This is a genomic window from Bacteroides thetaiotaomicron VPI-5482 (assembly GCF_000011065.1).
Lineage (GTDB): Bacteria > Bacteroidota > Bacteroidia > Bacteroidales > Bacteroidaceae > Bacteroides > Bacteroides thetaiotaomicron.
This window is the reverse complement of the sequence record NC_004663.1, coordinates 2,058,644-2,083,880: the sequence shown is the minus strand read 5'-3', so window position 1 is coordinate 2,083,880 and position 25,237 is coordinate 2,058,644. Positions and strand designations below refer to the sequence as shown.

General features: G+C 43.2%; 24 protein-coding genes and 1 tRNA gene. 11 read left to right on the top strand and 14 right to left on the bottom strand.

Features of this window, described 5'->3' with window-relative positions; genetic code table 11:
* From BT_RS08565 to BT_RS08545, 5 genes are all read right to left on the bottom strand, one after another.
* Nucleotides 1-435: an acetyl-CoA carboxylase biotin carboxyl carrier protein gene (locus BT_RS08565; RefSeq protein ID WP_008763362.1), complete on the bottom strand. Its 435-nt coding sequence runs from the start codon at nt 433-435 to the stop codon at nt 1-3.
* Between the two features lie 24 nt (nt 436-459).
* Nucleotides 460-1,380: an OadG family transporter subunit gene (locus BT_RS08560; protein WP_008767844.1), complete on the bottom strand. Its 921-nt coding sequence runs from the start codon at nt 1,378-1,380 to the stop codon at nt 460-462.
* 31 nt (nt 1,381-1,411) lie between these two features.
* The gene (locus BT_RS08555; RefSeq protein WP_008763364.1) at nt 1,412-2,965 is read right to left on the bottom strand and encodes an acyl-CoA carboxylase subunit beta; all 1,554 of its coding nucleotides are present in this window, start codon (nt 2,963-2,965) and stop codon (nt 1,412-1,414) included.
* 30 nt (nt 2,966-2,995) lie between these two features.
* Complete coding sequence (mce, locus tag BT_RS08550) at nt 2,996-3,400, bottom strand: methylmalonyl-CoA epimerase (protein ID WP_002561104.1); 405 nt, start codon at nt 3,398-3,400, stop codon at nt 2,996-2,998.
* A 173-nt stretch (nt 3,401-3,573) separates the two neighbouring features.
* Nucleotides 3,574-4,572, bottom strand: a complete 999-nt coding sequence (locus BT_RS08545) for a GNAT family N-acetyltransferase (RefSeq protein ID WP_008767845.1) — start codon at nt 4,570-4,572, stop codon at nt 3,574-3,576.
* A gap of 248 nt (nt 4,573-4,820) precedes the next feature.
* Between BT_RS08545 and BT_RS08540 the strand changes: the two genes are divergently transcribed.
* The 3 genes from BT_RS08540 (at nt 4,821) to BT_RS08530 (ending at nt 10,711) form a co-directional block, all read left to right on the top strand.
* Nucleotides 4,821-8,015 carry a SusC/RagA family TonB-linked outer membrane protein gene (locus tag BT_RS08540; RefSeq protein ID WP_008767846.1) on the top strand — a complete coding sequence of 1,065 codons (3,195 nt, stop codon included), beginning with the start codon at nt 4,821-4,823 and terminating at the stop codon, nt 8,013-8,015.
* 11 nt (nt 8,016-8,026) lie between these two features.
* Nucleotides 8,027-9,982 (top strand): RagB/SusD family nutrient uptake outer membrane protein, encoded by a 1,956-nt coding sequence (locus tag BT_RS08535; protein ID WP_008767847.1) that lies wholly within the window; start codon nt 8,027-8,029, stop codon nt 9,980-9,982.
* Between the two features lie 186 nt (nt 9,983-10,168).
* The gene (locus BT_RS08530; RefSeq protein WP_008763367.1) at nt 10,169-10,711 is read left to right on the top strand and encodes a beta-class carbonic anhydrase; all 543 of its coding nucleotides are present in this window, start codon (nt 10,169-10,171) and stop codon (nt 10,709-10,711) included.
* Nucleotides 10,712-10,824: 113 nt separating this feature from the next.
* On the opposite strand, the gene BT_RS08525 is transcribed toward BT_RS08530, so the two are convergent.
* Nucleotides 10,825-11,010 (bottom strand): hypothetical protein, encoded by a 186-nt coding sequence (locus tag BT_RS08525; RefSeq protein WP_008763368.1) that lies wholly within the window; start codon nt 11,008-11,010, stop codon nt 10,825-10,827.
* A gap of 99 nt (nt 11,011-11,109) precedes the next feature.
* Here BT_RS08525 and BT_RS08520 point away from each other — a divergent pair, with 99 nt between their 5' ends.
* From BT_RS08520 to BT_RS08500, 5 genes are read left to right on the top strand one after another with little or no spacing between them, the layout of a single operon-like run.
* Entirely contained in the window at nt 11,110-11,646 is a 537-nt protein-coding gene (locus BT_RS08520) for a nitroreductase family protein (protein WP_008767848.1), read from the top strand.
* Nucleotides 11,647-11,648: 2 nt separating this feature from the next.
* Nucleotides 11,649-11,984, top strand: a complete 336-nt coding sequence (locus BT_RS08515) for a hypothetical protein (protein ID WP_008763370.1) — start codon at nt 11,649-11,651, stop codon at nt 11,982-11,984.
* 7 nt (nt 11,985-11,991) lie between these two features.
* Nucleotides 11,992-12,786, top strand: a complete 795-nt coding sequence (locus BT_RS08510; RefSeq protein WP_008767849.1) for a Rossmann-like and DUF2520 domain-containing protein — start codon at nt 11,992-11,994, stop codon at nt 12,784-12,786.
* Nucleotides 12,767-13,288 carry a KdsC family phosphatase gene (locus BT_RS08505; protein ID WP_008767850.1) on the top strand — a complete coding sequence of 174 codons (522 nt, stop codon included), beginning with the start codon at nt 12,767-12,769 and terminating at the stop codon, nt 13,286-13,288. The genes BT_RS08510 and BT_RS08505 overlap by 20 nt, the downstream gene beginning before the upstream one ends.
* A gap of 30 nt (nt 13,289-13,318) precedes the next feature.
* A complete protein-coding gene (locus tag BT_RS08500) occupies nt 13,319-13,900 on the top strand; it encodes a Maf-like protein (RefSeq protein WP_011107938.1) in 582 nt (193 codons plus the stop codon).
* Here the strand turns inward: BT_RS08500 and BT_RS08495 are convergent.
* The 7 genes from BT_RS08495 to pheS form a co-directional block, all read right to left on the bottom strand.
* A complete protein-coding gene (locus BT_RS08495; RefSeq protein ID WP_011107937.1) occupies nt 13,895-16,099 on the bottom strand; it encodes a tetratricopeptide repeat protein in 2,205 nt (734 codons plus the stop codon). The genes BT_RS08500 and BT_RS08495 overlap by 6 nt on opposite strands.
* 48 nt (nt 16,100-16,147) lie before the next feature.
* Nucleotides 16,148-17,140 (bottom strand): OprO/OprP family phosphate-selective porin, encoded by a 993-nt coding sequence (locus BT_RS08490; protein WP_224200687.1) that lies wholly within the window; start codon nt 17,138-17,140, stop codon nt 16,148-16,150.
* Between the two features lie 62 nt (nt 17,141-17,202).
* Nucleotides 17,203-18,174, bottom strand: coding sequence for an ABC transporter substrate-binding protein (locus BT_RS08485; protein ID WP_062694697.1), 972 nt, complete (start codon nt 18,172-18,174; stop codon nt 17,203-17,205).
* 88 nt (nt 18,175-18,262) lie between these two features.
* A complete protein-coding gene (gene pgk / locus BT_RS08480; RefSeq protein WP_008763375.1) occupies nt 18,263-19,522 on the bottom strand; it encodes a phosphoglycerate kinase in 1,260 nt (419 codons plus the stop codon).
* Nucleotides 19,523-19,615: 93 nt separating this feature from the next.
* A complete protein-coding gene (nth, locus tag BT_RS08475) occupies nt 19,616-20,293 on the bottom strand; it encodes an endonuclease III (protein ID WP_008767855.1) in 678 nt (225 codons plus the stop codon).
* Nucleotides 20,290-21,489 carry an MFS transporter gene (locus BT_RS08470; protein WP_008763377.1) on the bottom strand — a complete coding sequence of 400 codons (1,200 nt, stop codon included), beginning with the start codon at nt 21,487-21,489 and terminating at the stop codon, nt 20,290-20,292. The genes nth and BT_RS08470 overlap by 4 nt, the downstream gene beginning before the upstream one ends.
* A gap of 147 nt (nt 21,490-21,636) precedes the next feature.
* The gene (gene pheS, locus BT_RS08465; protein ID WP_008763378.1) at nt 21,637-22,656 is read right to left on the bottom strand and encodes a phenylalanine--tRNA ligase subunit alpha; all 1,020 of its coding nucleotides are present in this window, start codon (nt 22,654-22,656) and stop codon (nt 21,637-21,639) included.
* Between the two features lie 121 nt (nt 22,657-22,777).
* On the opposite strand from pheS, the gene BT_RS08460 reads away from it, so the two are divergent.
* From BT_RS08460 to BT_RS08450, 3 genes are all read left to right on the top strand, one after another.
* A complete protein-coding gene (locus BT_RS08460) occupies nt 22,778-23,830 on the top strand; it encodes an energy transducer TonB (RefSeq protein ID WP_011107933.1) in 1,053 nt (350 codons plus the stop codon).
* Nucleotides 23,831-23,892: 62 nt separating this feature from the next.
* The gene (locus tag BT_RS08455; protein WP_008767859.1) at nt 23,893-24,105 is read left to right on the top strand and encodes a hypothetical protein; all 213 of its coding nucleotides are present in this window, start codon (nt 23,893-23,895) and stop codon (nt 24,103-24,105) included.
* 110 nt (nt 24,106-24,215) lie between these two features.
* Nucleotides 24,216-24,992 carry a Cof-type HAD-IIB family hydrolase gene (locus BT_RS08450; protein WP_011107932.1) on the top strand — a complete coding sequence of 259 codons (777 nt, stop codon included), beginning with the start codon at nt 24,216-24,218 and terminating at the stop codon, nt 24,990-24,992.
* 88 nt (nt 24,993-25,080) lie between these two features.
* Here BT_RS08450 and BT_RS08445 read toward each other — a convergent pair.
* A tRNA-Ala gene (locus BT_RS08445) sits at nt 25,081-25,154 on the bottom strand.
* Between the last annotated feature and the right edge of the window lie 83 nt (nt 25,155-25,237).

Genomic DNA, 25,237 nt, shown 5'->3' with positions numbered 1-25,237 from the left:
TTATTCAATAATTACGAGGTCATTACCTTCAAGAACAGAATCTCCCTTGTTGACATTGATGGCAGTCACTTTACCGTCTTTGTCTGCATTGATATTGTTTTCCATCTTCATGGCTTCCAATATAATGATAGTCTGTCCTCTTTTCACTGTATCACCTACATTTACTTTGATGTCAAGGATAACGCCTGGTAGCGGGGACTTAACGCCTGATTTGCCTGTAGAAGGAGCAGCCGGTTTTACTACCGGTGTGGTAGGAGCAGCCGGTGAGTTAGGCATAGGACGTACTACTACCGGTTTGGGAGCAGTTTTCGGTTGTTTCTCCATTTCTACTTTGTAGTGCGTACCGTTCACTTCTACATGAGCGATATTATCTTCAATATCTCCGATGGTTACTTTGTATGAGTTACCGTTGATTTTATATTTATATTCTTTCATCGTTTTATCTTTTTAGGGAATGATTTACTTTCTGTTAGGATTTTCACGCAAGGTGTAAATCTTCGAACTCCACGGTGAATAGCTGCGTTTCACACGAGTGATGGTCAGCACCGTTTCTTCTACGTCATGTACCTCATCCTGCATTTCGTGTAATGCCATTGAAATAGCAGCATAAACTTCACCCGGAGCCTGTGAAAGCTCTTTCGCTTCGACTTTATCGATGCCTTTAGCCTTCATCGCATTGCGTTTGCTCAGGTTGACAGCAACTTTACCTACCACCTTGAAGGCAATGAAGAGAAGAATCAATCCGCAGAATACTACGCTCATGGCTGAAATAGACATACCGATACCGACTGAGTCATGTTCTTCGAACTTTTCCATCTTGGCATTACTGTCAAGGGTTTTGTTGTTCGTGCTCGGGGTTACGTATTTGTCTTTGCTTCCGCCTTTTACTTCCCAGTCTGCTGCTCCGTCGCTTATGCGTGCATAAGACTGGTTGGGACCTAAAGTTCCTGCTGGTATGACAACTTGATCAAGTAGCTTTCTGCCTGAATCAAAAAGACCGACCCAATTGGCTGTTTCAGGGTTCAGTTTGAAGCTGGTATGGAAGGTACCACGATTAGGTTCGCCGTCTGCCCAAAATAACGCATGTTGGCGTGGCTTTACTAATGTAAGTATGTCACCTTTCGGGATAAAATAGGTTACTGTATCGCCCGGCTGGCTGCTTACTTTCAATAAACAAGCTGCTAAGTCTGCGCTACCGTATGATTTGTTGAATATTTCAATCCATGCACTGTGCAAGCCGTAGTCATCCTGAAAGTTGTTTTGATTGTCTATCAGGACTTCATTCAGCAATAGCTTATTGTTCGACTTTTGCTCTCCGCAGGAAGTCAATCCAATCAGCAACAGCAGAGAAAGGAATATTCCGATTTTGGTTTTGTTCATAATCGTTCTTGTTTTAATGTGAAAAGTTGGATTACAACGGAATATTACCATGTTTCTTCGCCGGATTAGACAGTTTCTTAGTCTGCAACTGCTGCAAAGCACGGATCACGCGGAAACGTGTGTTACGGGGTTCGATGACATCATCGATGTAACCATACTTAGCTGCATTATAAGGGTTGGCAAACAGTTTTGTATATTCTGCTTCTTTTTCGGCAAGGAACTGAGCCGGATTTTCCTGGTCTTTGGCTTCACGCGCGTACAATACTTCTACTGCACCTGCACCACCCATTACAGCGATTTCAGCTGTTGGCCAAGCATAGTTCATGTCACCACGAAGTTGTTTACAACTCATCACGATGTGAGAACCACCGTAAGATTTACGCAATGTGATTGTTACTTTAGGTACAGTAGCTTCACCGTAAGCATACAGCAGTTTGGCACCATGAAGGATAACGCCATTGTATTCCTGGCCTGTTCCCGGAAGGAATCCCGGTACGTCTACCAACGACACGATAGGGATATTGAAAGCATCGCAGAAACGAACGAAACGTGCGCCTTTGCGAGATGCGTTGCTGTCGAGTACACCGGCAAGGAATTTAGGCTGATTGGCTACAATACCTACAGACTGACCGTTGAAACGGGCAAAACCGATAATGATATTCTTGGCATAGTCTTTCTGGATTTCCAGGAATTCGCCGTTGTCTACGATAGCGCTGATAACCTCGTACATATCATACGGTTTGTTGGGGCTGTCGGGGATAATATCGTTCAGTGAATCTTCCAGACGGTCGATCGGATCTGTGCAATCCACATATGGAGCTTCTTCGAGGTTGTTTTGAGGAATATAGCTCAGAAGTGTGCGGATCAATGCCAGACCTTCTTCTTCTGTTTTGGCAGTGAAATGAGTAACACCCGATTTGGTAGAGTGAACGCTTGCTCCGCCGAGGTTTTCCTGGCTTACGTCTTCACCGGTTACAGTTTTCACAACTTTCGGACCTGTAAGGAACATATAAGAAGTACCTTCCATCATCAGTGTGAAGTCTGTCAGTGCCGGAGAATAAACAGCACCGCCGGCACAAGGACCGAAGATACCGGAAATCTGCGGAATGACACCCGAAGCGAGGATATTGCGCTGGAAGATTTCTGCGTAACCTGCCAAAGCGTTAATACCTTCCTGGATACGTGCACCGCCCGAGTCATTGATACCGATACAAGGAGCACCCATCTTCATTGCCTGATCCATAATCTTACAGATCTTCAGTGACATTGTTTCCGACAGTGAACCTGCAGTAACGGTAAAGTCCTGTGCAAAAAGATATACGAGACGACCTTCGATAGTACCGCAACCGGTTACTACACCATCACCCGGATAGTGCTTTTTCTCCATGCCGAAGTTCGTGCATCTGTGCTCAACGAACATGTCCATTTCTTCGAAGCTACCTTCATCCAACAGCATGGCTATACGCTCACGCGCTGTGTATTTCCCTTTTTCATGTTGCTTCGCAATTGCTTTTTCGCCGCCTCCGATGCGTGCAACGGCACGGCGTTCAATAAGCTCTTTAATTTTTTCAAGTTGATTACTCATGAGTTCTTGTTGTTTTTTTAGAGTTTATGATTAGTGTTCGCAGAGTTCTGTCAGCACACCCAGTGTTGATTTCGGGTGAAGGAAAGCGATGTTCAGACCTTCGGCACCTTTGCGGGGAGCCTTGTCAATCAGACGGATTTCTTTGCTTTCTGCTTCTGCCAAAGCATTAGCTACGCCATCTTCTACGGCAAATGCTACGTGATGAACACCTGCACCTTTGTTTTCAATAAATTTAGCAATGGTGCTTTCGGGGCAAGTCGGCTCCAACAATTCGATTTTTGTTTCACCTACCTTTAAAAAAGCGGTTCTTACTTTTTGATCTTCTACTGTTTCGATGTTGTAACATTTCAGACCCAATACGTTTTCGTAGTAAGGAAGGGCTTCTTCGATGCTTTTTACAGCAATGCCCAGATGCTCAATGTGTGAAATCTTCATAACTATATTTTTTTATATGGTTTAATTATGTGCTTATATGGCATAAAACAGCACAAAGAAAGACATTTCTTGTCTAATAAAGAAATATTTCTGCATTTAATTATTGGGGAATAAAGCATAAAAAATGCTCCGGATGGGTGACAAAGACGGGTTTTGTAATCTTGAGATTACATTTAGACATAAAACTTGACCAGAAGATTATTCAGCCATGACCAGCTGATACGGAACCAGCGGCGGGTACTGCTTTGTTTGCCTCCGAAACGGAGTACGAAATCACGATAACCATGCTTGCGGAAGGGAAGTCCTACATCCATGAACTCCATGTGACGGAATCCCCGTTCATGGGCATCTTCAAGTGCTTTCCATACTGCCAGTATGCCGGGTGACTGCAGTGCATAGGTCTTTCGCATTCCTCCTGAAAACCAGATAAAAGCATTTTCGCCGGAATAGATGCAGACGGAGCCGCCGATAATCTTTTCCTTGTATTTTACGATGAATATTTTTGCCTGTTTTCCTCTGATAAGCATGCTGTTCATGTGGCGGAAAAAGTCATTGGCAGGGAAATATCTCCGTATTCGTGAAGAATAAACTTTGTGCAGCATCCGCGAGAATTCCTTAATCTCTTCCACCGTATGGGCTTCTACTACTTTGGCTCCGTTTTTGAGCCCTTTCCGGATCTGACGGATACGTGATGGGCTGAAACGGTCTTCCGCTTTCTGCGTACTATGCAGAGAGTTACGGACACGCAGCCAGTTGACCGGAAAAAAGTCGTTCTTTCGGAAGAAACGGTAACCGAACATGGAATTATCCAGATTGCGGAATTCAATAAGAATGCAGGTGCGTGATGCTTCTTGTGTGAGATGCTCCAGCATTTCACCGAAAATTTCTTCCTCCTTCTCTTTACTTGCCGGTAGAGAAGTGTCCAGAAATTCACCTGCACCATATACCACACATTGTTTGACAAGAGAGGAGGGAAGCCACTTTTTGGTCTTGCGTATGGCGGCAAGCAGGCGTGCTACAGGTCTGCCTTCTTCTGTTGCCACTATCAGTAGCGGGGTATATCCCGGAGTCGATTCATAGATCTGAAACAACTCCTTGGAATGAAAAGTATTGGTTCCCGGTAAATCAGGAATGTCTTTTCCGCGATAATATGTTGTTAGTTTAAGTGGCATCCAAATACAAATTTACACTTTTTATTCTTCATTCAACAATAAAAAAGAGAATTTGTTGGCTTAGCCTAAAATTTGTCTTTTTATCCTTTGCATATATTTGAGGAAAAAAAGGCTTGGAAAAGCGAATTTTTGTATTATTGTCGTCCTTTGTGAGTACAGAAGTAAAATGGAAACGTCTATATAAAAGATTATGCTAATTGTATTTTACTAAACAAAGGAAAATTAATATTAACTTTAAATTAAAACGAATGAGAGAGAATGCATTTGTTGAAGCGTGGAAGACACAGCATAGACGCGTTTCCATGATTTTAGGGCTGACTTTATTGTGTGCCCCTTCTGCCATATCTGTTTATGCAGAAAATGGTGTGAATGATATTACTGTGCAAGCCGTCATGCAGACAAAGACAGTGAAAGGAACTGTTTTAGATGAAAATGGAGAACCGTTGATCGGTGTTTCTATTGTGGTGAAAGGTACAAGTACAGGTACGATAACTGATTTTGACGGTAAGTTCTCCATTAATCTTCCGGCCGGAAGTAAAGAACTGGTTGTTTCTTATATCGGATATAAAGAACAGGCTATCATTGTGAGCGGAAATGCCCCGCTGAATATAAAGATGGTTCCGGATACACAGGCTTTGGATGAGGTAGTGGTCATCGGTTACGGTACGGTAAAGAAACGTGATTTGACAGGTGCGGTTGCTTCTGTGAAATCAGAGGATATCACCATGAATCCGGGCGTGAATCCGATGGATGCGCTGCAAGGTAAAATTGCAGGTCTGGATATCACTAATTCTTCAGGTCAGGCAGGTTCGTCACCGACAGTTCAGTTGCGTGGTACCCGCTCTTTACAGTTGGATGAGGATGGTAATATCTCTTCAGATGCATTTAAGCCGACTTATATTATCGATGGTATGCCGGGTGATATTGCTACCTTGAATCCCAATGATATTGAATCTATCGAAGTACTGAAAGATGCATCTTCTACAGCTATCTACGGTTCAAGTGGTGCGAATGGTGTTATTATCGTGACTACGAAAGGATCCAAGAGTGGAAAACCGGTCATCAATTTTAATGCTTATGCCGGAACGACTATGGGTGCCCGAGTTCCTAAGATGCGTACGGGTGACTCATACATTAATTATATAAAAGATTCTTATAAGCCTGTCGGTACTACTAATGAGGAGGAAATTTTCGGTGAAAGATACGATGCCATCAAAAACAACCAATGGGTAAACTGGGGAGATGAAGTATTACACTCAGGTTTGAAGCAGAATTATAGTATTTCCGTTGCCGGAGGTACTGAGAAGACGAAAGCCTATTTCTCGTTGAACTATACTGATGAGAAGAGTATGTATGAGAATGATGACTATAAAGTGTACTCTACCCGTGTCCGTATAGATCAGGAAATCAATAAATGGATGAATGCCGGTATTAATGTTCAGGCATCTTTCTCCAACAAGAATTCACGTAATGCCGTTTTGGAAAGAGCATTGTTTGCCACCCCGTTAGGTACTCCTTATAATGAAGACGGCTCTATCACGGAATTCCCGATTCCAGGTTCATCATCAGACCCGAATCCGTTAGCAGACGAACAGGATGGAGTATATAAGAATAATACTAAAGCAGGAAGGGCTTATGTTGACGCTTATCTTGAATGGAAACCGGTAAAAGGATTGTCTGTCAAGTCACAGCTTGGAGGCAGTTATTCTCAATCTCGTGCCGGTAAATTTATGGGAGAAGGCTCCTATAATGTGTTGAAAGGCAGTACGGTGGCATATGGCGAAGCTACCAATAAGACGGGATATAATTACAAATGGGAAAACATAGTAACTTATCACAATACATTTAATAAGGATCATGACCTGACGGTTACAGGGGTTACTTCCTGGAATTACAATCAGAGTGAAGAATATTATGTCTATGGTGAAAACCCGGCGACCAATGATATGTTGTGGTATGCATTGCAGAATGCTGATAATAAGAAACTGAACAGCAAATATCTGATGTCGAAAGGGATGGGCTTTATCGGTCGTGTCAACTACTCATACAAAGGTAAATACCTGTTTTCTGCTTCCAGTCGTTATGAAGCGGATTCCCGTTTGTCGAAAGACAATAGATGGAATTTATTCCCGGCAGTTTCTGTAGGCTGGAGAATCTCGGATGAAGCATTTATGGCTGGTACAAAAAGCTGGTTGGATAACTTGAAACTGCGTGTAGGCTATGGTGTTGCCGGAACTACTGCCGGTATTGCTGAATACAGTTCTATGGCATCTTTGGAAAATGTGACAACCTCTTTGGGAGGAATGACTGTTCCGTCAGCCAAGTTTACGGAGTATATCACTAACCGTAATCTGACATGGGAAAAGACTCATGACTTGAATATTGGTATTGACGCCAGCTTCCTCAATAATCGTATTGATCTGACGGTGGATTTGTATCGGACAAAAACAACGGATGTAATTCTTTCTCAGGCATTGCCGACATCTATTATGGGTAATTACACAGGTAGCACTACTTATAAAATGAACAAGAATGCTGCTGAAACAGAAAATCGCGGTATTGAACTTGCTCTTAATACTCGTAATATTGTGAAGAAAGATTTTACTTGGAGCTCAACAGTGACATTTACCGCCAACAAAGAAAAAATTAAATCTTTGATCGAAGGGCAGGATATGATGTTCAATGCAAAAAAGGGTGATATGGTGTTCAAAGTCGGCGAAGGAGTCGGTTCTTTCTATAGATATAAAGTGTTGGGTATCTGGCAATATAGCGAAAAGGAAACTGCTGCTTTGTTCGGATGCGAACCGGGCGATATTAAGCTGGATTTACCTAGTGTGAAGAAGGACGGAAATGGTTATTATTATATGAATCCTGAAGGAGAGCGCGTTGATATTACGGCAGAAAATCCTTATGGTGTACGTGCGGATTATGATCGTCAGGTAATAGGTCGTAATACTCCGGACTGGACATTGGGCTTTAAGAATAATTTCAGATACAAAGATTTTGATTTGTCTGTCTTCCTTTATGCACGTTGGGGGCAAATGATGAACTATGGTAGTGTGATAGGTAAATATTCGCCTAATCCGGATTACAATATTCCTACTTATTTTACTTACTATGACAAGACGATCGAAGCAGATCAGGATGTCTTGTTCTATGCTATCGATAAATCCAAGGATAGAAGTGCTTATGAAGGATATGATTCGATGTATTATGTGGATGGATCATTCTTTAAACTTAAAAACGTAACATTGGGTTATACGTTACCCGGTAAACTTACAAAACGTTTTGGTATCAGTAATCTGAGAGTTTATGCGACAATGACCAACCTGTTTACTTATTCGCCAAACAAATATGTGAAGAATTACGATCCGGAAATGAACGGAAGCATCAACTTCCCATTGTCTCGTGATTGCATATTTGGTCTTAATTTAACTTTCTAAAAAATAGCAATATGAAAAAGATATATAGTTTAGTTCTACTTGTTGCCGGTGTTTTTTCTTGGGGCTCTTGCAGTCTTGATGAAGTGAACCCCAACAACTCGGGTCAGTTCTCCGATGGTTCTTATACATTGGAAACTTATAAGGCATTCACCAACTCGTGCTATACAGCCTTGATCAACAACATCTATCAGAGTAGTGACTATCTGGTTTGTACGGAAGCGGGTACTGATATTTGGGAAGAACCTAAATCGGGCTCCAGCTATCAGCGTTATCATAGTTATAACGGTATGAAAACCGATGATAGCTATTATTATAAAGTGTGGCAATATTCTTATCTGTGTATCAACAGCTGTAATATTGTGATTGACGGAGCTGAGAATGTGACAGGGGATGAGACTGAAATTAATGAATGTGTGGCACAGGCCAGATGTCTGCGTGCTTACTATTATATGAATCTGGTGGAGCAGTTTGGAAATGTCGATTTGCAGTTGAAGGCTGCCGATAGCGAGAATATTTCTTTTGATGCTCACCGTTCTACCGTTCCCGAAATTTATGCTGCCATTATCGAAGACCTGAAGTTTGCCGTAGAGAATCTGCCTGTAAGTTTCAGTGATTACTATAGCCGCGTTACAAAGAAATCGGCGATGGGATTATTGGCACGTGCATATATTAATGGTGCCGGTTATGATCTGAAAGATACCGATGGTGTCAGCTTTCTGGAAAAAGCCTATGATACGGCGACAACCATGATTAATAATAAAGCGATTTATGAGTGGTATATGCATCCTGCTTTTGCCGATGTATTCAACGAAAATAATAATCGTAACAATGAAGAAGCTCTGTTCATTGCTGCGGGTGCCGAAAGAAATTCGGACGCTTACACCAATGGTAACTACTCACAAAGTGAAATGTTCCGTCACTTCTTACCTTCGTTGGGAACATATACGGATCTGGGTTTGGTAGACAAGACTTCAAACTTCGTTTACGGTCGTCCGAACAGTAATATCTTCCTGCCATCCAAATATCTGATGGACTGTTTTGCTGCTGATATGAACGACTCTCGTTTTCGTTATTCATTTATTTCAGCTTACTCGTCTTATTCTATACCGGCATGGGGGGCGACTTATGAATATGGAGGTTCAGCGTGTGCCAAAGAAATCACAAGCACACTTGCTACTAAATTTGGTATTCCCGCATCTAATATAGGTAAGAAAGTTTATCCTCATTTTAACTTGGAATCCAATAGTACAGCCGATGCTAATTACTGCCAGCTGGCTATCTGGAATGCAGATGGAACAGCGAAGACTACTCAGGATAAAACAGATGGTAATATTCTTCATCCTGCTATGCCTTTAGATCCGGCAGAAGCTCATCAATATGCCGTTTATTGTTCTTTGAAGACGCTGACAGAAGAGGAAAAAGCTCAATATCCGGGGTTGGTTCTTAATGTTTTCGATCTTTACGATGAGAATGGAACAGCCAGGGCTACCTATGACAAGCCTAGTGCTGCCAGTGCTTTGTGGTTATCTATTTATCCGGCTCTTTCTAAATTCAATATGCCGGGTAATAAGTTTGTCGGCAGAGACGTTCAGAGAAAAACTGTGGATGTGATGATCATGCGTATGGCGGAAGTTTACCTGATTGCTGCTGAAGCATCGGTACGCTTGAACAAGGGAGATGCTGCCAAATATATTAATGTACTCCGTACGCGTGCCGGTGCCGGTACGGTCAGTGAGTCGCAAGTGGATCTGAATTATATTTTCGATGAATATGCCCGTGAACTTTGTGGCGAATGTGCCCGCTGGTATTTGCTGAAACGTAATGCTGCTTTTGAGACTCGTTTGGCTGCTTATAATAAGCGTGCTGCTGAGCACTTTAAGAAAGAATTCTATTTGCGTCCTATTCCTACGAAATATCTGGATGCGATCAATAATCCGGCAGAATTCGGACAAAACGCCGGTTATTAATCAGTTAATTAATAATCAAGCATAATTAATAGGAGCCGGGCAGGAGATTTCTCTTGTCCGGCTCTTTGTTTCCATACCTGTATCCTGCGTAAAAGTTTAAAAAGGATTTCCGGTATATTTTCATTGTTTCCTGATACAGCTTTTTATTATTTTCTTTATTTTTGTGTGTCCAAACAAAATAGCGCTATGATAGAAGAAATGCTTGCTTATAACAGAGAGTTCGTTAAGAACGAGGGATATAAAGAATATATAACGAATAAGTATCCCGATAAAAAGATTGCTATCTTATCCTGTATGGATACACGTCTGACAGCTTTACTCCCGGCCGCACTAGGCATTAAGAACGGAGACGTTAAAATGATCAAGAATGCAGGAGGCGTCATTTCCCATCCTTTCGGTAGTGTGATTCGCAGTCTGCTTGTCGCTATCTTCGAGTTAGGTGTGGAGGAAATAATGGTGATTGCCCATTCTGATTGTGGAGCCTGCCATATGCACAGTGAAGAAATGCTTGAGAAGATGAAGGCACGGGGTATTAATGCCGATTATATTCATATGATGAGTTTTTGTGGAGTCGATTTTCATTCTTGGCTAGATGGCTTTGAAGATACGGAGAAGTCGGTAAGGGGAACGGTCGATTTTATAGTTCATCATCCTTTGATTCCGTCGGACGTGAAAGTGCACGGGTTTATCATAGACTCCACTACTGGAGAACTGACGCGAATTGTATAGGAAATCGCCCTTTCTGCCTATCAGGAACTGCATAAAACATGGTGTCACTATCGCAACAGGATAGTGTCACTATCACTGTCTCATGGTGTCACTATGTCATTGGGATACCGACACTATCCCAAATGAAAAAAATAAGGCAGCTTTTTATCGGCTGCCTTTATCTTTCTGCGGTTATATACTTTCTTTGACTCATGCACTCGTTTGTAACAAACGGGGTGTCCGTGCTCTTTGATTTCTGCCTCACGGCTGGCTTTACGATTCGCTTTGATGTAATCGTCTTGTGTAATTCGTTTTTTCATAATGAATATATTTCTCAGTGCAAAGATACAATTTCATTTCTTATTACGATCGGTTTGCGCTATCTTTGCATACATAAATCAAATGAAAACGGAAATAATATGGAAAATTTCAGTGAACTGATAAAGAATCGCCGCAGTATGCGCAAATTTACGGATGAGGAGTTAACACAGGATGAGGTTGTGGCACTGATGAAAGCTGCCTTGATGTCTCCCAGTTCCAAACGTAGTAATAGCTGGCAGTTTGTGGTAGTCGATGATAAAGAAAAGTTGAAAGAACTGTCTCACTGCAAAGAGCAGGCTTCCTCGTTCATTGCGGATGCTGCTTTGGCGATTGTTGTGATGGCTGATCCGTTGGCAAGCGATGTGTGGATTGAAGATGCTTCTATTGCTTCCATCATGATACAGTTGCAGGCGGAAGATTTGGGGCTGGGAAGCTGTTGGGTACAGGTTCGCGAACGTTTCACTGCAACCGGAATGCCGTCTGACGAGTTTGTTCATGGAATTTTGGATATTCCTTTGCAACTGCAGATTCTTTCCGTGATTGCCATCGGACATAAGGGAATGGAACGTAAGCCTTTCAACGAAGAACACCTCCAGTGGGAGAAAATTCATATTAATAAGTTCGGAGGAAAATAACGATGGGAGCTGTCAAAGCAAATAATAATAAAGATACTTATAAGGCTACTGCCGTCGCTTTTATTGTTATCGGAACTCTTTTCCTGATAAATAAACTGCTCCCCTTTGCTTCTATAGGTTTGCCTTGGGTGATGAATAAGGACAATTTGTTGTTGTATGCCTCTATCAGTTTTCTTATTTTCAAGCGTGACAAGTCGGTCGGCTTTGTGCTGTTGGGACTGTGGCTGGTAATGAATATCGGTCTGGTAATGTCATTGCTCGGTTCCTTGTCCGGTTATCTGTTGCCATTGGCACTGTTGATCATCGGAATTATTTTATTTTGGGTTTCAAAACGTTAAAGAAACAATGAAAAGAAGTATTGAAGATACGCCCGTTGTGTTTCTCGGTGCCGGAAATCTGGCAACTAATCTGGCGAAAGCGCTTTACCGGAAAGGATTCCGTATCATGCAGGTGTACAGCCGAACGGAAGAATCGGCTCGTACGTTAGCCAATGAAGTGGAAGCGGAATATATCACTGATTTAAAAGACGTATCGAATGAAGCGAGATTATATATTATTTCATTGAAAGATGCCGCTTTCGTCGAACTGTTGCCTCAGATCACTGATGGGAAGCAGCATGCGCTGTTGGTGCATACGGCAGGCAGCATCCCGATGAATATTTGGGAAGGTCATGCGGAACGCTACGGAGTATTTTATCCGATGCAGACGTTCAGCAAACAACGTGAAGTTGATTTTCGGGAAGTACCTTTCTTTATTGAAGCAAAAAGACCGGAAGATACCGAGCTGCTGAAAGCGGTTGCCGGTACACTCTCTGATAAGGTGTACGAAGCCGATTCGGAGCAACGCAGGAGTCTTCATCTGGCAGCTGTCTTTACCTGTAACTTTACCAACCATATGTATGCTCTTGCCGCCGAATTGCTGGAAAAATATCATTTGCCATTTGATGTTATGCTTCCCCTGATTGACGAAACGGCACGCAAAGTGCATGAACTTGCTCCTCGTGATGCGCAGACCGGACCGGCTGTACGCTATGACGAGAATGTGATGAATAAGCATCTTTCTATGCTGGCAGACAGTCAGGCATTGCAGGAAATTTATAAATTAATGAGTAAAAGTATCCATGAGCACCATCAATTATGATCTATCCCGCATCAAAGCACTGGCTTTTGATGTTGACGGAGTATTGAGTTCGACAACAGTCCCGTTGCATCCTTCCGGAGAACCGATGCGTACGGTGAATATTAAAGACGGTTATGCCATTCAGTTGGCAGTAAAGAAAGGACTCCATATTGCTATCATTACCGGTGGACGGACAGAAGCGGTACGTATCCGGTTTGCAGCATTGGGTGTGAAGGATCTGTATATGGGGTCTGCAGTGAAAATTCATGATTACCGTAATTTCCGCGATAAATACGGTCTGTCTGATGACGAAATTCTGTATATGGGCGATGATGTGCCTGATATAGAAGTGATGCGTGAGTGCGGGTTGCCTTGTTGTCCCAAAGATGCTGTTCCGGAAGTTAAGTCGGTCGCGAAGTATATATCTTATGCCGATGGCGGTCGTGGCTGTGGACGTGATGTGGTGGAACAAGTATTGAAAGCTCATGGCAAGTGGATGGCGGAAGATGCTTTCGGCTGGTGAGTTGTAAATCACTTAATAATAAATAAAATTATGCTTGGAAATTTAGATAAATATCAGATTATATTAGCCTCCAATTCTCCCCGCCGGAAAGAACTGATGTCAGGTTTGGGAGTGGATTATGTGGTCAGGACATTGCCGGATGTGGATGAATCATATCCAGCCGATCTGGCTGGTGCTGAGATTCCGGAATATATCTCCCGCGAAAAGGCGGATGCTTACCGGAGTATTATGCAACCGGGGGAACTGTTGATTACGGCAGATACGATTGTCTGGCTCGATGGTAAAGTGCTTGGAAAGCCGGAAGGTCGCGAAGGAGCGGTCGAAATGCTCCGTTCTTTGTCCGGTAAGTCACATCAGGTGTTCACCGGTGTTTGTCTTACGACCACTGAATGGCAAAAGAGCTTTACTGCTGCATCCGATGTGGAATTTGATGTTTTGTCCGAAGAGGAAATCCGGTATTATGTGGACAAATATCAGCCTATGGATAAAGCGGGAGCGTATGGAGTGCAGGAATGGATCGGATATATAGGGGTAAAGTCTATTTCGGGCAGCTTTTATAATATAATGGGACTCCCCATACAGAAACTGTACGGGGAGCTGAAGAAGTTATAATAAATCCAGCATTAACGGGATGTCCTCTTCTTGAATACCTTGTTTGAGAAGAGCTTCCTCGTCTTTCCGGAACATCTCCAGAAAGCGTTCGCGGTTTCCGTTGGCTGTGATTGACTTGCCGTACAGGGCGGCCGCTTTCTGAATGTCTCCCATTGTCCATGCGACGTGTCCGGCATTCATATAGTCGATAGCCAGTGGCTTCTGTTCGATGATCTTTTCGTAATATTTCATGGCTTGTTCGTATTTCCGGCTGATGAATGAACACCACCCGATGCCACGCCATGCTTTTATGCAATTACTTTCGATGAAATCCAGTTTGAAAAAGTAGTTGGCAGCTTCTTCGTATTGTCCGAGTTCGGCCAGGCAACTGCCGATATGGAAAATAACATTGGTATCTTCCGGTGTAGCTTCTTCCACCTTTTTATAATAGCTCAATGCAGCCTGATAATTTCGGTTTAACCGGTAACAGATAGCCAGATGGCGGTTGTTCCAGATGTTATCCGGTTTCAGTGTATCCGCTTTCAGATAAGCACCGATCGCTTCTGCATACTTCTTGCTTTTTTGCAGGGCATATCCCAGTTTCTGATAATATTCCGCACCTCTTTCCTGAAGTGCTCCGATCGTTTCCATTTCCTCGTACACTTCTATTGCCTCATTCCAGCGTTCTTTCTTTAAATAGAAATCTGCGATCGGGAATAGGATATCTTCACTATATAATACGTTACTAAGTGCAGGAATGTGGTGTAAATCGAGTTTTTCCTTAAAGATGTCCCTAAACTCATGGCGGCGTACACTGAGCTTGAAGAAACGGTACAGGTCATGCAGATATTGATTGCTGACGGTTCCCGGTCGCTCATTGAATTTCTTCATTGTTTCCGCACTCGACTTCTCGGTCAGTTCTGCCACTTGTTGTTCACCGAGCTGGCTTAGCATCATGTCTTGCTGCGCCTTTGGCAACTGCCGGATCGTAAAGAAGAGTGAGTACTTGTCACTGTTACTGAAAAATCCCGATTGAAGAATTAAATCCAGCAATGTGTTTTTCTCGTTACCTTCCTGTTTCAGTTGCTTGATGACATCGGATTGCTGCTTGCTGAACGGGTAAAACCAATTCTGTACTTCCCGGAAGAACGGATAACTTTTCAGTGCCGCAAATGTACTCATGTATACGTCGGCTCCTTCCAGTTGCAGTTCATTCATTTCGCGCAACTTGTCTCCCAGTCCTGATTGTTCGAAAGCGTCCGCCCAATCCGGATTCTTGTCATCGTTCTCATCCTCATTCTCCTCAAAGCCGAATCTCATGTTCCGCATGGACGAAACATTCTTCAACATTTCGGGAATGATTTCCTCTCTCATTTTCTTGTCTATCTTTTCCGTTTCCTGGCATAGTAACATTTGGTGATAGATACGTGCCACATCCTCTTTGAATGGAGAAATCTCATCCATGAGGTCGACTCTCTTGACCAGATCATTGTAGAGTGAAAGACGGTTCTTGTAGATATGGAAAATGAAAATGACACCTACCAGTGCACGTTGACCGGCATTGACATCCGGATGGCGGTAAGCGTCCAGCAGCCACATGATTTTACGCAGGTCAAAGCATTCCATCAGACTTAATGTGACGGCACTGATAAACAGGCACAGGTCGTTCACCGGAAGAAGTTCGGAGGTAAGCATGGATTGTGCATCCTCTTCCTCTTCGGGAGTCCATGCACTGTTGGTCCATGTTTGCAGAAACATATATTTAAGTGTTTCTTCATGCCGTTTCAGTACCTCGTCCATCTTTTCGTCAGACAACAGTCCGCTGACTGCCAAGTCGTCATTGAATGACTCCAGCATGTGCAGTAATTTTTTGAGTGTATATGCTGACAGACTTTCCGGTCGGGGAGTGCGGCGTACCTCATGATAATATCTTGATGAAGCATTGTCCAGCATAAGCAGGCGCGAACGGTCGGCTATTTCCCAGGTATCAGCTATGAGTTTTCTGTATACATTCCAGCGTTCTGGGTCGTTTGCACCTTGGCGCATATACTCCAGCATATACTTGTAGGAGGTTTGCAGTTGCTCCAAGCGGGTACGTAAATCCCAGTCCGGACATTGCCAGAGCAGGGATTCCAACTGCATCAGAGCTTCTTTAAGTCTTTTTTCTTCAAGCAGAGTGCGTATATAGGCGTATTGTTCATTAATCGTTTTTTCGTTCATAATGGTTCAATTATTTATAGGTAATAGAACAAAAAGGATGCCAAAAAGTTAGAATCTGACTTGCACCTGTGCTTGTATCAGATTAGAATCCTTTTGTCCGTCTCCTTTTTTATCACAAAAAGTGTATTGTGCCTGCACACGGCATCTGGGATAAAACCAGTATTGCAGTCCGGCAATGTAATTATTTTGTTTGAAATCTGCCGCTTTGTTCGGATTGAAATAATCGAAAGAGGCGATAAAGTCGAAATTTTGTAATAAACGTACGCTGCCTGTCGCATAGAATCCTTCGCTTTTTACGTTTCTGTCTTTTCCTGCAAGATATTCCGTACGGAAGTTGAATGCGGAAGTAGTAACAACCCCTCCCAGGCTCAAGCGTTTCTTGGCGTAATTTTCTCCTGCTTTGATTCCCGAATATTGGGAGTCACCTATGGCGTGTCCGGTTCCCCGAATGAAAGATCCCCCTACGGACAGCCATTTGTTAGGATACACCATCAGATTGCCGACTACATCTTTCTGACTGTTTTTGTCTTTGGTGTTTAAGCCCTGTCCGTTCATGACAGCAAATTTGTATTGGAGGAAATCATGAAATAATTTTCCGTGAATCATCATACCGATGTCTCGTCCGGAAGTCATTCCATAACATTTGTCACTGCCGCTGACTCCCGCCAGATAACAGACTGACTGAGAATAGCAGTTGATCAGCTCCACCGTAGTGGGAGACAGTTCGTTTTCAATGGTATAAGGAACTTTGAATTCTCCGATACGTGCTGTAAGTCCGGAAAGGATCCGGTAGTCTGTATATACTTCGAGCAGCATACCACCGTTGTAGAAATCATACATGAAATCGCATGTCCATCTGTCGGTGATTTTACCATGTGCCATAAAGATGATCCGTTTGATGTCGAATGTATTGTCGGGATCGGCGGCATCGTCGTATGTATAGCCCAGTTGTGCATAACCGGCCAGACTGATTCTTTCTTTCAGTGTATTGACTACTTGATTCAACGGTGTTTTCTCCTGTGCGGTGAGCGTACTCTGCATACCAAGCAGGGCGAACGCGATCATTGAGAGTCGAAAGAGTGTTTTTCGCATATGATTAGTTGTTATTTGATAGTAGTTGAATTTGTTTTTATAAAAGTTGTATCTATCAGACTTTTGTATCCGGAATATGTCTGAGGTATCCGGTTGTTTGTTTTCAGCCATGTTACAGCTTTATCCAGGGCATCGGCTGAGGGGCGCTCCGCTTTTCTGTAAACAGGGAGTGCAATGAGGCCGGTCAGGTTTTCCGGAACGCCGATCTCTATCAATACCTGTTTCCATTCTTTTTGCGGGTGCATTTTTATATAGTCTATTCCCAGATTATATCCGGTGATTAATAGTTCGATTTCTCTTCTTTTTTCGTTGATGGCTTCTCGGGAGAAAGCGGTGACAGTGAAATCAATTCCCAATTCCTGTGTGCTGATCAGAGACCGGTGACGGGCATTCATTGCGATGGATGCGGCAGGGTCGGGGAGGAAGGATGCGTCAATCTGATCGTATTGCAGCATTTGCAGGCGAAGAGGGAGCTGGGCGATTTCCGGTTTGTTCACTTCTGCCTGACTGATTCCCGCTTTGTTCAGTAGCTGTCCGGTTGCATACTCGATAATCGTATTATGTGAAACAGCTATATTTTTTTCTTTGAGTTCCTGAAGTTGGTTGATACCGCTTTCTTTGGAGACTATAAAACAGAAATAACCGTCATGTTTCAAAATGATTCCTAAGTCGGTATGGTGGATAGCCTGTAGAGTTACTGCACTGGGATAGTCGGTGATCATGCCATCCATTGATTTGAACTGGAACGCTGCGTCGCGGTCATAGGCGGAATTGAAAGAAAGGATGGTCAAATCCAATCCCAGCGAATCGTAGATTCCTTGTGCTTTAGCTATGTGAAAAGGCAGTCCGTCCAGAGTCGGGAGCATTCCCAGTGTGAGTGGTTGTAATTCTGTTGAAGGTATAAAGACGCTTTCTCCTTTTTTTCTTTGGCAAGAATAAAGGAAGAAAAGGAGGATACAGAATATGAGTGCTGCTCTCTTCATGCCTTAGTTGATGGGTCAGATATAAATAAGGGCAACTCTTTTCACAAAGAACTGCCCTCGTATCTAAAATTACATTGTTATAAATTCATTATTCATTAATGGCAGCGATACCCGGAAGAACTTTTCCTTCGATTGCTTCGAGCAATGCGCCACCACCTGTAGAAACATAAGATACGCCGCTAGCCAGACCGAACTTGTTAACACAAGCTACAGAGTCACCACCCCCCACAAGTGAGAATGCACCGTTCTTAGTTGCTTCAACGATAGCTTCACCTACTGTACGTGAACCGTGAGTGAAGTTTTCAAATTCGAATACACCTGTAGGACCGTTCCAAAGAATAGTTTTGGATTCTTTGATTACGTTAGCGAAGATTTCTTCAGTCTTAGGACCGATGTCAAGACCTTCCCATCCGTCAGGAATTTCATCAACAGCGCAGAACTGAGTGTTAGCGTCGTTAGAGAAAGCGTCAGCGATCTTAGCGTCAACAGCCAGTACAAGGTTTACACCCTTTTCTTTTGCTTTCTTGATCAGATCCAAAGCCAGGTCAAGTTTGTCGTCCTCACAGATAGAGATACCGATTTTACCACCCATTGCTTTGGTGAATGTATAAGTCATACCACCTGCGATGATCAGGTTGTCTACCTTATTCAACAGGTTTTCGATGATTTCGATTTTAGAAGAAACTTTAGAACCACCCATGATAGCAGTGAACGGACGTTGGATGTCGTTCAATACTTTATCAACAGCTTTTACTTCTTTCTCCATCAGGTAACCGAACATCTTGTTGTCAGTGTCGAAGTATTTAGCGATCAGAGCTGTAGAAGCGTGTGCACGGTGAGCTGTACCGAATGCGTCGTTTACGTAGCAGTCAGCGTAAGAAGCCAATTTCTTGGTGAATTCTTTCTGGCTTTCTTTGACAGCCTTCTTTGCAGCAGCCTTTTCTTCGTCTGTGGCATCTTCAGCCAAACCTCTTGGTTTGCCTTCTTCCTCAGCATAGAAGCGAAGGTTTTCGAGCAACAGAACTTCTCCCGGTTGCAGAGCAGCAGCTTTTACAGCGGCTTCTTCGCCCATGCAGTCGTTAGCAAACTGAACTTCAACGCCCAGCAGTTCAGACAGATGTTTGATGATATGTTTCAAAGAGAATTTGTCGGCAACGCCTTTCGGACGGCCCAGGTGAGAACCGATGATGATGCTACCGCCGTCAGCCAAAATCTTCTTCAAAGTAGGAAGAGCTGCACGCATACGAGTGTCATCTGTAATGTTGAAGTTTTCGTCCAGGGGTACATTGAAGTCCACGCGAACAAATGCCTTTTTACCGGCAAAATTGAATTTGTCAATTGTCTGCATAATACTCTATTTTTATTTAAAAGTGTTTTTAATATTCTCTTTTTTGATCGACCGCAAAGTTACTATTTATTTCGGTTCCTTGCTATTAAATCGTTATTTATTCTTGGCTTTTGGTGCCTCTTTTGTAACTTTATAAGTGTTACAGAAATATTTGCACATCATTTGCAAACCGCAGGTGTCACATTTCGGCGTACGTGCCTGACAAACATAACGACCATGCAGAATAAGCCAGTGATGGGCTATGGGTATTAATTTTTCCGGAATGTTCTTCACCAGTTCTTTCTCTACGCTGAATGGAGTCGTACAACTGTCCGGCACCAGTCCGATGCGGTGACTGACACGGAAAACGTGGGTATCAACCGCCATCGCTGCTTTGTTGAAAACGACGGACTGAATCACATTGGCGGTCTTTCTTCCTACACCGGGAAGTTTGATCAGGTCATCCATGTTGTCGGGCACTTTGCTGTTGAAGTCATTAACCAGCATTTTAGCCATTCCTACCAGATGTTTGGCTTTGTTATTCGGATAAGATACGCTCCGGATGTATTCGAAAATAACTTCAGGCGTACTGGCAGCAAGAGCTTCCGGAGTCGGGAAGTCCTTGTAGAGAGGCGGAGTGATCATATTTACTCGTTTATCCGTACATTGTGCAGAAAGGATTACAGCGATCAGTAATTCATACGGATTATTGTAATGTAATTCTGTTTCGGCTACAGGAACATTTGCCTGAAACCATGCGATTACTTTTTCATAACGTTCTTTCTTTCTCATCTTAACTTGTTTTTATGGTAGTGAGGCGTTACTTTTAATTTGAAATAGACAGCGGAAACTACTGTCAGGCAGGCACCGAAAAGATATGCTTTGTCAAACGAACAGATTTCGGCTATATATCCTCCGGTCAGCATACCGATACCAATTCCTACATCCCATGAGGTCAGGTAGGTGGAAGTAGCTGTTCCCCGTTGGTTGTTGGGGGCAAGGTTTACGAACAGAGTATTGAATGCCGGAAACATAATTCCGAATCCGATTCCCATCAGCAGGGCAATTCCGAAAAAGAGAATGGTGCAGGCAGCATCATTCCATTGAATCAGATATACACAGGATGCGAGCAGGAAGAAACTTATTATAACCAGATTGAGTCCGGCGGCAATTACTTGGGTTATCTTTCCCCGGTCCACCAGCTTTCCTGAGAATATACGGGAAATGGCCATACCGATCGCCATAAAGGTAAAAAAGAAACCTGTTTGTGTATGGATTCCTATTTCGCGGGCATACATGGCTACATAATTGGTGGTCATTCCGTAGGGGATGGAGAGTAGCAACAGGCTGAGTCCCGCAGGCATTCCTTTTAATAAAATGAAACGGTCGAGTGAAATCGGTTCACGCTTTACCGGTGGTTTATAAGGTGTTTTCACCAGGCTTGCGGACAGGAATCCCAGCATACAGGAACCGAGCGCATAGCAGAATATTGTAGCGAAAGAAACCCCTCCGTCATGTAAAAACAGTCCGAACATCGGTCCGATGGACATGGCGATATTATTGGTCAGTCCATAATAGCCCAGCCCTTCACCTCTGCGGGAAGAGGGCATAATGTCAATGACTACTGTATTTCCACCTACTGTGACCATGCCGAAAGAGACTCCATGAATAATTCGGAATATAATAAATAGGGTAAGCGAGCCGGCGATAAGATATCCCGCAAACATCAGCATAAAGATGAAATAAGCGAAAAGATAAAGCGGCTTACGGGCAAACGTATCCAGCAGATAGCCGGAAAACGGACGGATGCAGAGTGCAGCTACCGTATAACAGGAAAGCACGATGCCGATAGTGGAATTTCCTGCCTGAAAGAACTCGGATAAATAGAACGGCAAAACAGGAATCAGCAACCAGAAACCGAAGTAGAGCAGGAAGTTGGCTGCCAAGATGAAACAATAACCGGGAGTAATGAGTCTATCCTTTGCCATAATAAGTGAACGTTCAATTTGCTGATCGGAACGGTGATAAGCCATCCCGTTTCAGTGTAATCGGTATATTGATTAAATGCCAATGTCCCAATTACCATCAGATGGTTTTATTGGCACATTGGCATACTGGTAAATTCTGTGCTCTATTTAATATGCCGCTTCGAATTCTTTTAAGAAGCGTGTATCATTTTCGGAGAACATACGGAGGTCTTTCACCTGATATTTCAGGTTCGTGATGCGTTCGATACCCATTCCGAGAGCATAACCGCTGTATACTTTGCTGTCGATGCCGTTTGATTCGAGTACGTTCGGGTCTACCATACCGCAACCGAGGATTTCCACCCAACCGGTATGCTTGCAGAACGGACAACCTTTACCACCGCAAATGTTACAGCTGATATCCATTTCAGCACTTGGTTCTGTAAATGGGAAATAAGACGGACGCAGACGGATTTTGGTGTCTGTGCCGAACATTTCTTTGGCGAAGAGCAGCAATACCTGTTTCAAGTCGGTGAATGATACGTTTTTGTCTACATACAACGCTTCTACCTGATGGAAGAAACAGTGTGCACGGTAGCTGATAGCTTCGTTACGGTATACACGTCCCGGACAGATGATGCGGATAGGAGGTTTGGAAGTTTCCATCACACGGGTCTGTACGGAAGAAGTATGAGTACGGAGTACTACATCCGGATGAGCTTCGATGAAAAATGTGTCCTGCATATCGCGTGCCGGATGATCTTCGGCAAAGTTCAGTGCCGAGAATACATGCCAGTCGTCTTCGATTTCCGGACCTTCGGCGATGCTGAATCCCAGACGTGCGAAGATATCAATGACTTCGTTCTTTACAATTGTAATCGGATGACGTGTACCGAGTTCAATCGGATAAGCCGAGCGGGTCAGGTCAAGACCGTCGCAACTATTATCCTGGCTCTCGAACTGTTCCTTCAACGCATTGATTTTGTCCTGCGCTTTAGTTTTCAGTTCATTCAGTCTCATGCCGACTTCTTTTTTCTGTTCGGCAGCTACGTTACGGAAATCCGCCATCAAATCGTTAATGGCTCCCTTCTTACTCAGGTATTTGATGCGGAGAGCTTCGAGTTCTTCGGCATTGGAGGCGTGCAAAGCTTCCACCTCTTTCAGAAGTTGTTCAATCTTAGCTATCATATTTTTGATGTATTGTTATTCAGTTTCTTAGTAAAAACCGTGCAAAGATATAATTTTATCACGAACCATCGAAATAATTTGTATCTTTGTTGCCGAATGTACCGAAAATCGGGGAACACTTATGAAAAAGATTGTTATTTCTCTTCTGCTATTGACTTTATCGTTTCGCCTGTCAGCTCAGATCGACTATCTGGAGCCGGTGAAGCCTTTTACTACCTATACGGGTGAGTTGGGTGAGTATTATCGAAATGTCTTTTCTTTGCTTAATACAGGTTTTCAACAGCGTCCTTACGCGCGTTTTGTAGCCATTCCTTCTTTTTCACCGGAATATGCAATGTCGGTAGAGAAGAAGAACGGACGTTGTCTGTTGATTGCGAATACTTTGTCGCGTACCTATTGGCAGGCAGAGAAAGGAACGGTGAAAGTGGAAACTAAATCAGTGGAGATCAGTCAGTCCTTATACCAGTCTTTGGGAGCTATCGCCCGTCTGGTAACCAGCCAGATACAGGATTTGGACGGTTCGACAGCCGGACTGGATGGAGTTGTTTATTACTTCTCATCGACAGATGCGAAAGGAAAAGAGATGATGGGACGGAAGTGGTCACCCATGAAAGGTACTTTGATGGAGCGGCTTGTGTTGGTTTGTCAGTCGACTTACATGTTTTCTCAGGGAGAAAATATTTCGGAACAAGCATTGGCGGAGGAAGCAACCGCTTTATTGAAAGAGCTGGAGCACCGTACCAAAGAACAGCCGGACGCTCACAAAAAGCCGATGTATGTGGGGATTTATTCTGTTGGTCCGAAGCTCAAAACGCATTCGGGAAAGCAAATTGAAGAATTACCCTGCTTGGCTGATGTTTGTGTACGGGAATATGTAGCCGGACAAATGATTTATCCTGCGGAATTGCTTAAAGACAATGTCTCGGGATATGCTTTGTGTGAGTTTACTATAGATAAGGAGGGAGTGATTCTTCGTCCTCATATATTAAAATCGACTCATCCGGAGTTTGCAGAAGAAGCTCTTCGCATTGTGAAGGAAATGCCAAATTGGACACCGGCACTGGTGGGAGGCAAGGCGGTTGAAAGTGATTATACCCTTTATGTCCCTTTCCGTCCCCAGTTGTATAAAGAACAGTTGCAGATACGCGAACGCGAGTTGTCCAAAAAACATTAACGCCCGGAACTTTTCTCTTTTTATATTGTATTATCATTGTAACCAATAAAAAAAGAGAAGATATGGATGATATGATTAACAGACACGATTCGATTGCTGAGGAAAATATCGAACCGAATGGCCGTCCGGCTAAGAATGAGTTTGAAGAATGGAGCACTGAAGTTACCGATCGTGCAGATAATGTATTCAAAGGTGATACGAAAGACGGTCCCATCAAGGATCGTGAGAAACGAATAAAAGAAATGGATGAAGTGATAAAAAAGGACCTTGAATAAAGGTCCTTTTTTATTGTATATATGATATCTTTTTTAACACGATCTCGTGCTTATCGTTGTAGGCCATGAGAAACTTTTCAGTAACTTTGTAGCCCAAAAATATAGATAGTATGATAAAGGTATTATTGCTTGATGTAGATGGAACTTTGTTGAGTTTTGAAACTCATAAGGTGTCGCAATCCTCTATAGATGCTCTTAAAAAAGTACATGATAGTGGAATTAAGATTGTGATTGCTACCGGTAGAGCGGCAAGTGATCTTCATGAGATTGATGCTGTGCCGTATGATGGAGTTATTGCACTTAATGGAGCAGAGTGTGTATTGCGTGACGGAAGTGTGATAAGAAAAGTAGCAATACCTGCACAGGATTTTAGAAAATCAATGGAGCTTGCACGGGAATTTGATTTTGCAGTCGCTCTCGAATTAAATGAAGGTGTATTTGTCAATCGCCTTACCCCGACTGTCGAACAGATTGCCGGAATTGTTGAGCATCCGGTTCCGCCGGTTGTCGACATCGAAGAGATGTTTGAAAGAAAAGAATGCTGTCAACTTTGTTTTTATTTTGATGAGGAAGCAGAACAAAAAGTAATGCCGCTTCTGTCTGGTCTTTCCGCAACACGCTGGCATCCTTTATTTGCTGATGTTAATGTTGCAGGGACAAGTAAGGCAACCGGCCTCTCGTTATTTGCCGATTACTACAGGGTTAAAGTTTCTGAAATAATGGCGTGCGGTGATGGCGGTAATGATATCCCCATGCTGAAGGCCGCCGGAATAGGAGTGGCGATGGGAAATGCGTCCGAAAAAGTTCAGTCAGTTGCCGACTTTGTCACTGATACGGTGGACAATAGTGGACTTTACAAGGCTTTGAAACATTTCGGGGTAATATAAATGTCTTAATGAAGCTTGGCTACAAAGCCAATCACAGGTTTAAAATAAAAAAAAGAGTAACTTATCATAAGTTACTCTTTTCATTTTGTGGAGCGTATCGGACTCGAACCGATCACCTCGACACTGCCAGTGTCGCGCTCTAGCCAGATGAGCTAACGCCCCATTTTTATGCCACTGATATAACGTTTGTCAACGTTTTGCTTTTGTTGGCGCAAATATAATGGAATATTCTGAAATAATTGCTA